This is a genomic window from Nocardiopsis sp. NPDC055824 (genome assembly GCF_053616335.1).
Map to the genome: position 1 here is coordinate 78,617 of NZ_JBSHDN010000007.1, position 6,242 is coordinate 84,858.

Below are 6,242 nucleotides of genomic sequence, written 5' to 3' on the forward strand. Positions count from 1 at the left end.
AGACGGTCGCTCACATGCATTTTGCGTATGCGGGCGTGGGCAGCATGCTCGCCCCCATGGAGACATCGGTGAACACGCCGGGGGCGGGAACCGCCGCCGCCCCCGCCTCCCCCTCGGCCGAACCGGACGGGCGGGCGCGGTTGGCGGGGACGGCCGTGATGCTCGGCGGCGGCCTGTCCAACCAGCTCGGCGCGTCCCTGGGCGCCCTGGCCTTCCCTGTGATCGGCCCGGTCGGGGTGGTGGCCGTACGGCAATGGGTCGCCGGCGCGGTCCTGCTGGCGGTCGGTCGGCCCAGACTGGGCGCGTTCACGTGGTCCCAGTGGTGGCCGGTGCTGTCCATGGCCCTGGTCTTCGGGACCATGAACCTCACCCTGTACTCGGCCGTCGACAGGATCGGGCTGGGGCTCACGGTGACCCTGGAGTTCCTCGGCCCGCTGGCCGTGGCCCTGGCCGCCTCGCGCCGGTGGGTGGACCTGGTGTGCGCGCTGGTGGCGGGTGGAGCGGTCGCGGTGCTGATGCGCCCCCAGGCCAGCACCGACCACGCGGGCATCGCGCTGGCACTGGTGGCCGCCGCCTGCTGGGCCGCCTACATTTTGCTCAACCGGACCGTGGGGCGGCGGGTGCCGGGCATCGGGGGCTCGGCCGCCGCGGCCGGCGTCTCCGCGCTGGTCTTCGCGCCCGTCGGCGCGCTGGTGCTCATCGCCCACCCGCCGACCCCCGCCGCCCTGGCGTGCGCGGCGGCGGCGGGCGTGCTGTCCTCGATCGTGCCGTTCCTGGGCGACCTGTTCGCCCTGAGGCGGGTTCCCGCCCGCTACTTCGGCCTGTTCATGAGCGTGCACCCGGTGATGGCGGCCCTCGTGGGGCTGGCGGTGCTGGGGCAGGCGCTGGAGTGGGTCGACTGGGCGGCCGTGGCGGCCATCGTGGCGGCGAACGCCGCCAGCGCCCTGGCGGCGGGCCGCGCGGGGCGGCGGACACACGCCGCCGAGGGGTGAGGCGCGTCCGGGGGCGGTGCACCTCCGGGCACCCGGACGGGCGCGGACCCCCGGGTCGCCCTCCGACTTGACCAGAACATTAGTTGAGGTTCTACGGTTCTTGCCAACAGCCCCAACACACCCGGTGGTCGAACATGAGCATGGAAATGGCCGCGTGGAACTCCGTGTACCACGCGATGCACGCGAAGGAGGACCAGCGCCCCTTCTCCCTGCCGGTCCTGCGCCGGATCTCCTCCTTCGCCCGCCCCCACTCCCGCCACCTCTCCTGGTTCCTCCTCCTGAGCGTGGCCACGGCGGCCCTGGCCGTGGCCTCCCCCCTCCTCGCCGGACGGGTCGTCAACGCGATCGTCGACGGCGGCCCACTGCGCCCCGTGCTCGTCCTGGCCGGGCTCATCGCCGCCGTCGCCGTCACCGAGGCGGCCCTGGGGCTGGTCGTGCGACAGTTGTCGGCCCGGGTCGGCGAGGGGCTCATCCTCGACCTGCGCACCACCGTCTACGACCACGTCCAGCGCATGCCGGTCGCCTTCTTCACGCGCACCCGCACAGGCGCCCTGGTCAGCCGCCTCAACAACGACGTCATCGGGGCCCAGCGCGCGTTCAGCGACGTGCTCTCCGGGGTGGTGAGCAACCTGGTCACCCTCGTCCTCGCCCTGGCCGTGATGCTCACCCTGTCCTGGCAGATCACCCTGCTCTCGCTCCTGCTGCTGCCGGTGTTCGTCGTGCCGGCCCGCCGCATGGGCGCCCGCCTGGCGCGGATCGAGCGCGAGCGCGCCGTCCACAACGCGGCGATGGGCACCCAGATGACCGAGCGGTTCTCCGCTCCCGGAGCCACCCTCATCAAGCTCTTCGGCCGCCCGGACGAGGAGTCGGCCGAGTTCGCCCGCAGGGCGAGCCGGGTGCGCGACATCGGCGTGCGCACAGCGATGGTCCAGGAGGTCTTCTTCACCGCCCTCACCCTGGTGTCCGCGCTCGCCCTGGCGCTGGTCTACGGCCTCGGCGGCTTCTACGCCCTGCGCGGGCAGCTCGACGCGGGCACCGTCGTGTCCATGGGCATGCTGCTCACCCGCCTCTACGCGCCGCTCACCTCCCTCGCCGGCGCCCGGGTGGAGGTCATGAGCGCCCTGGTCAGCTTCAGCCGGGTCTTCGAGATCCTCGACCTGAAACCGATCGTGGACGAGAAGCCCGGCGCCCGGACCGTCCCCGACGGAGCGGTGTCACTGGAGTTCGACGACGTCACCTTCGCCTACCCCAGCGCCGACAAGGTGTCCCTGGCCTCCCTGGAGGAGGTCGCCGCCCTCGACGTCCAGGACAACGGGGACGTCCTGCACGGGGTGTCCTTCCGCGTCGAACCCGGGCAGATGGTCGCCCTGGTCGGCTCCTCCGGCGCGGGCAAGTCCACCATCGCCCAGCTCGTCCCCCGCCTGTACGACGTGGACTCCGGCGCCGTGCGCCTGGGCGGAACGGACGTGCGCGACCTGACCTTCGACTCCATCCGCGCCACCCTGGGGATGGTCACCCAGGACGGGCACCTCTTCCACGAGTCCATCCGCTCCAACCTGACCCTGGCCTCACCCGGGGCCACCGACGAGCAGTTGTGGGACGCGCTGCGCCGGGCCAGGCTGGACACCCTCGTGGCCGCACTGCCCGACGGGCTGGACACCGTCGTGGGCGAGCGCGGCTACCGGTTCTCCGGCGGCGAGCGCCAGCGCCTGACCATCGCGCGCCTGCTGCTGGCCGGACCCGAGGTGGTCATCCTGGACGAGGCGACCTCCGCCCTGGACTCCACCTCCGAGGCCGCGGTCCAGGCGGCCCTCACCGAGGCGCTGAGGGGGCGGACGGCCCTGGTCATCGCCCACCGGCTCTCCACGGTCCGGGCGGCCGACGCCATCCTTGTCGTCGAGGAGGGGCGGATCGCCGAACGCGGCACCCACGCCGAGCTGCTGGCACGGGACGGCCGCTACGCGGAGCTGTACCGCACCCAGTTCGCCGCCGAAGACCCCGGGGCGACCGCCGCCGCGACCGCCGCGGCCGGATAGCGGCCCCGCGGACCCCGTCCCCCGGTGGCGCCACACCGGGGGACGGACCCTTTTCACGCCGCGGGCGCGGGCTTCCTGAGCAGTTCGTACAGGGCCGCGACGCTCTGGTCGCGGAGGCCTCGAAGAAGCCGAGGAGCGCCTCCAGGACCGGGCCCGGGGGTAGGAGCGGCCCGTCGCAGGGGTCGGCGCCGGTCGACGACGCAGCGGGCCGGCGCGAGGCGTCCGGCGGGTGTGAGGGTGGTGCCGGCGTGGGTGGTGTGGGGCGTCGAGGGCCTTCCGGTCCGGTGGTGGATGTCGCGATCCGCACCGTTGCCGGAGGCCCTCTTCGCTCGTCTCAGGCGGGGTGGGTGTTACCAACCTCCGTGGTCAGTACACCTAGGAGGCGCCGATCTCGCGGACGACGCGGGCCGGGTTGCCGACCGCCACCACGTTCGCGGGCAGGTCCTTGACGACCACGGAGCCCGCGCCCACCACGGTGTTCTCACCGATCGTCACGCCGGGGCAGACGATGACCCCTCCGCCCAGCCACACGTTGTCGCCGATGGTGATCGGCTCGCCCGCCTCCCACTTGGCGCGCCGCAGTTCGGGGTCGACCGGGTGGGTGGGGGTGAGCAGCTGGACGTTCGGGCCGATCTGCACGTCCGCCCCGATCCGGATCGGGGCCACGTCCAGCATGACCGCGCCGCAGTTGACGAACGTACGGGGACCGACGCTGATCTGATAGCCGTAGTCGACCCGCAGCGGGGGCCGGATCACGCTGCCCTCCCCCAGCTCGCCCACCAGTTCGGCCAGCGCCGCGTGCCGCGCCTCCAGGTCGTCGATCGTCGACGAGTTGAACGCCTCCGTCCGCTTCTCGGCGAGGAAGAGGTCGGCCTGCAGCTCGGGGTCGTCGGCGAGGTAGAGCTCACCGGCGAGCATGCGGTCCTTCTGAGTGGTCACACGGGGTCCCTTCGATCATGATTCGCCCCCGACCCTAGCCCCGGGCGTGTCTCCCCCGAAGCGGGCCCCGCGTCCGGCGCCCCTCCCCGGCGGCCCGCCCTCCGGGCGTCCCGGCCAACGGTGGGGCCGTCGGGCGGAGACCGGTGGCGCCCGCCTCAGGAGGCGGGCCCGCGGTCGGGCTCCGCGGGGGCCTCCGGCGGGTGGCGCAGGGCCGGGAGCAGGACGCCGTCGACCATCGACACGAGGAAGTCCCGGTCGAACGGCTTGCCCCGGACGAGTGCGCGGAAGGCGGCCATCGAGGGGATGAGCTGCGACAGCGCCTCGATGTCGGCCGTGGGCGGGATCTCGCCCCGGTCGACGGCACGCCGCATGAGGGCGTGGTGGGCCTCGGCCCACGGCTGGACGATGGCGGCTGTGCCCGCGTCGGCCAGGGCCCGGTCCTGGACGAGCATCGACGCGAGCCCCGCCATGACCTCGAGCCGGCGCTCGGCCTCCTCGACCGTCTGCGGCCTGAACAGACCGAGGAGGTCGCCCCGGAGGTCCCCGGTGTCGGGCAGGTGCTCCAGGTCGACCTGGGCGCGCTTCATGCGCGCCACGGCGTCGACGACCAGTTCGGCCTTCGAGGGCCAGCGGCGGTAGAGCGTGGCCTTCCCGGCCCCGGCCCGGGCGGCGACCAGGTCCATGGACAGCCGGGAGTAGCCGACGTCGGCCAGGACCTCCAGCGCCGCGTCGAGGATGGCGCCGTCCCGGGAGGGGTCCCGCTTGCGGCCGGGGCGCACGGGACCCTCCGCGGGTTCCCGGGTCTCGCCGTCTCGCGCCATGGCAGCCGCCTCCTCGTCTCTTCGACCCCGAAAGCGATACACATCTGTTCCGGAACGACACTGTATCGAATGGTCCGTCCGATGTGGCACGATGACCCGATGCACCATGTCACCGACGGCGAACGCCGGGCCCGAATGGCCGTGCGGCACGCACTGGCGCCCGGCGCCCGCGCCGACTCCCCCGAAGCGGCCACCCGTGCCGTCGTCGCGCTGCACGCGACCGAGCCGGCCACGGTCCACCTCTCCTGTTGGGCCCGCGTCTCCTCACTGACGGTCGCCGACGTCGACGGGGCGCTCCACCGGGAGCGCCTGCTCGTGAAGCAGCTGGCGATGCGGCGCACCCTCTTCGTGTTCCCGCGCGAGATGCTGCCGGGCGTGTGGCCGAGCGCCTCCGCCCGTGTCGCCGCGGCGGAGCGCGCCCGCATGGCCAAGGACCTCGTCAGGGCGGGCCTCACCGATGACGGAGGCGCCTGGCTCGACCGGGCCCGGGCCGAGATCCTCGCCGTGCTCGCCGACGCGCCGGAGGGCCTCGCCGCCATCGACGTGCGCCGGGCGGTGCCGATGCTCGACGTGAAGGTCGAGGGGTCGCCGGGCGAGCTGTGGTCGGCGCCCCGGGTGCTCACCCTCCTCGGGGCAGCCGGCGACATCGTCCGCGGCGCCGACGCCGGCCGCTTCCCCGTCTCACGGCCCCGCTGGACCCTGGCCTCGCACTGGTTGGACGGCGTCCCCGACCTGTGGAGTCCGGGTGAGGGGTATCGCGAACTGGTCCGCCGCTGGCTCCTCCGCTTCGGCCCGGGGACCGAGGACGACATCGTCTGGTGGCTGGGCGCCACCAAGGCGATCGTGCGCGGCGCGCTGGCCGACCTGGACGCCGTCGCGGTGTCCCTGGACAACGGCGCCACGGGCTGGCTCCTGCCCGACGACGTGGGACCGGTCGAGGACCCGGGCGGGTGGGTCGCGCTTCTGCCGGTGCTCGACCCGACCGTGATGGGCTGGCGCGACCGGGACTTCTACCTGGGGCCGCACCGCGAGCAGCTCTTCGAGCGGCGCGGCAACGCCGGCACCACGGCCTGGGCCGACGGCCGTACTGTCGGTACATGGGTGCAGGACGGCGCCGGGGCCGTCCGGGTGCACCTGCTGGAGCCGGTCCCGGCCCCGACGCGGCGTGCCCTCGACGAGGAGGCGGAGCGGCTGACCGCGTGGCTCGGCGGGGTGCGCGTCGGCACCGGTTACGTGTCACCGGCGATGCGGGCGGCCCTGGACGCCCTGGGGTGAGGTCTGCCGGGGTTCCGCCCCCGGCGCCGTGGGTCGCGCCCATCGACCCACCGTTGTACCGGTGCGCACTCGCCCGGCGCCGTGGGACGCACGGGTTCCGGAGGGCGGGGACGGCGTCGGCCAGCGCGGTGACCGGCGGGGCCGCCCCCGCGGGAAGCAGGGGCGGGGCCGCCTCCGGC

Annotated in this window: 5 protein-coding genes; 3 read left to right on the forward strand and 2 right to left on the reverse strand. The window is 74.2% G+C overall.

The window, feature by feature from the left end:
* The first annotated feature begins 14 nt into the window (after positions 1 to 14).
* Both ACWGL3_RS03705 and ACWGL3_RS03710 read left to right on the forward strand, forming a co-directional pair.
* On the forward strand, positions 15 to 992 hold the full coding sequence (locus ACWGL3_RS03705; protein WP_452460772.1) for an EamA family transporter: 978 nt from the start codon (positions 15 to 17) through the stop codon (positions 990 to 992).
* A 134-nt stretch (positions 993 to 1,126) separates the two neighbouring features.
* The gene (locus tag ACWGL3_RS03710; RefSeq protein ID WP_452460773.1) at positions 1,127 to 3,028 is read left to right on the forward strand and encodes an ABC transporter ATP-binding protein; all 1,902 of its coding nucleotides are present in this window, start codon (positions 1,127 to 1,129) and stop codon (positions 3,026 to 3,028) included.
* Between the two features lie 375 nt (positions 3,029 to 3,403).
* Here the strand turns inward: ACWGL3_RS03710 and ACWGL3_RS03715 are convergent, their stop codons facing one another.
* Entirely contained in the window at positions 3,404 to 3,946 is a 543-nt protein-coding gene (locus tag ACWGL3_RS03715) for a sugar O-acetyltransferase (protein WP_267950389.1), read from the reverse strand.
* Between the two features lie 176 nt (positions 3,947 to 4,122).
* Positions 4,123 to 4,788 (reverse strand): TetR/AcrR family transcriptional regulator, encoded by a 666-nt coding sequence (locus ACWGL3_RS03720; RefSeq protein ID WP_267950101.1) that lies wholly within the window; start codon positions 4,786 to 4,788, stop codon positions 4,123 to 4,125.
* 99 nt (positions 4,789 to 4,887) lie between these two features.
* Between ACWGL3_RS03720 and ACWGL3_RS03725 the strand changes: the two genes are divergently transcribed.
* The gene (locus ACWGL3_RS03725; protein ID WP_267950102.1) at positions 4,888 to 6,063 is read left to right on the forward strand and encodes a winged helix DNA-binding domain-containing protein; all 1,176 of its coding nucleotides are present in this window, start codon (positions 4,888 to 4,890) and stop codon (positions 6,061 to 6,063) included.
* Positions 6,064 to 6,242 lie beyond the last annotated feature (179 nt).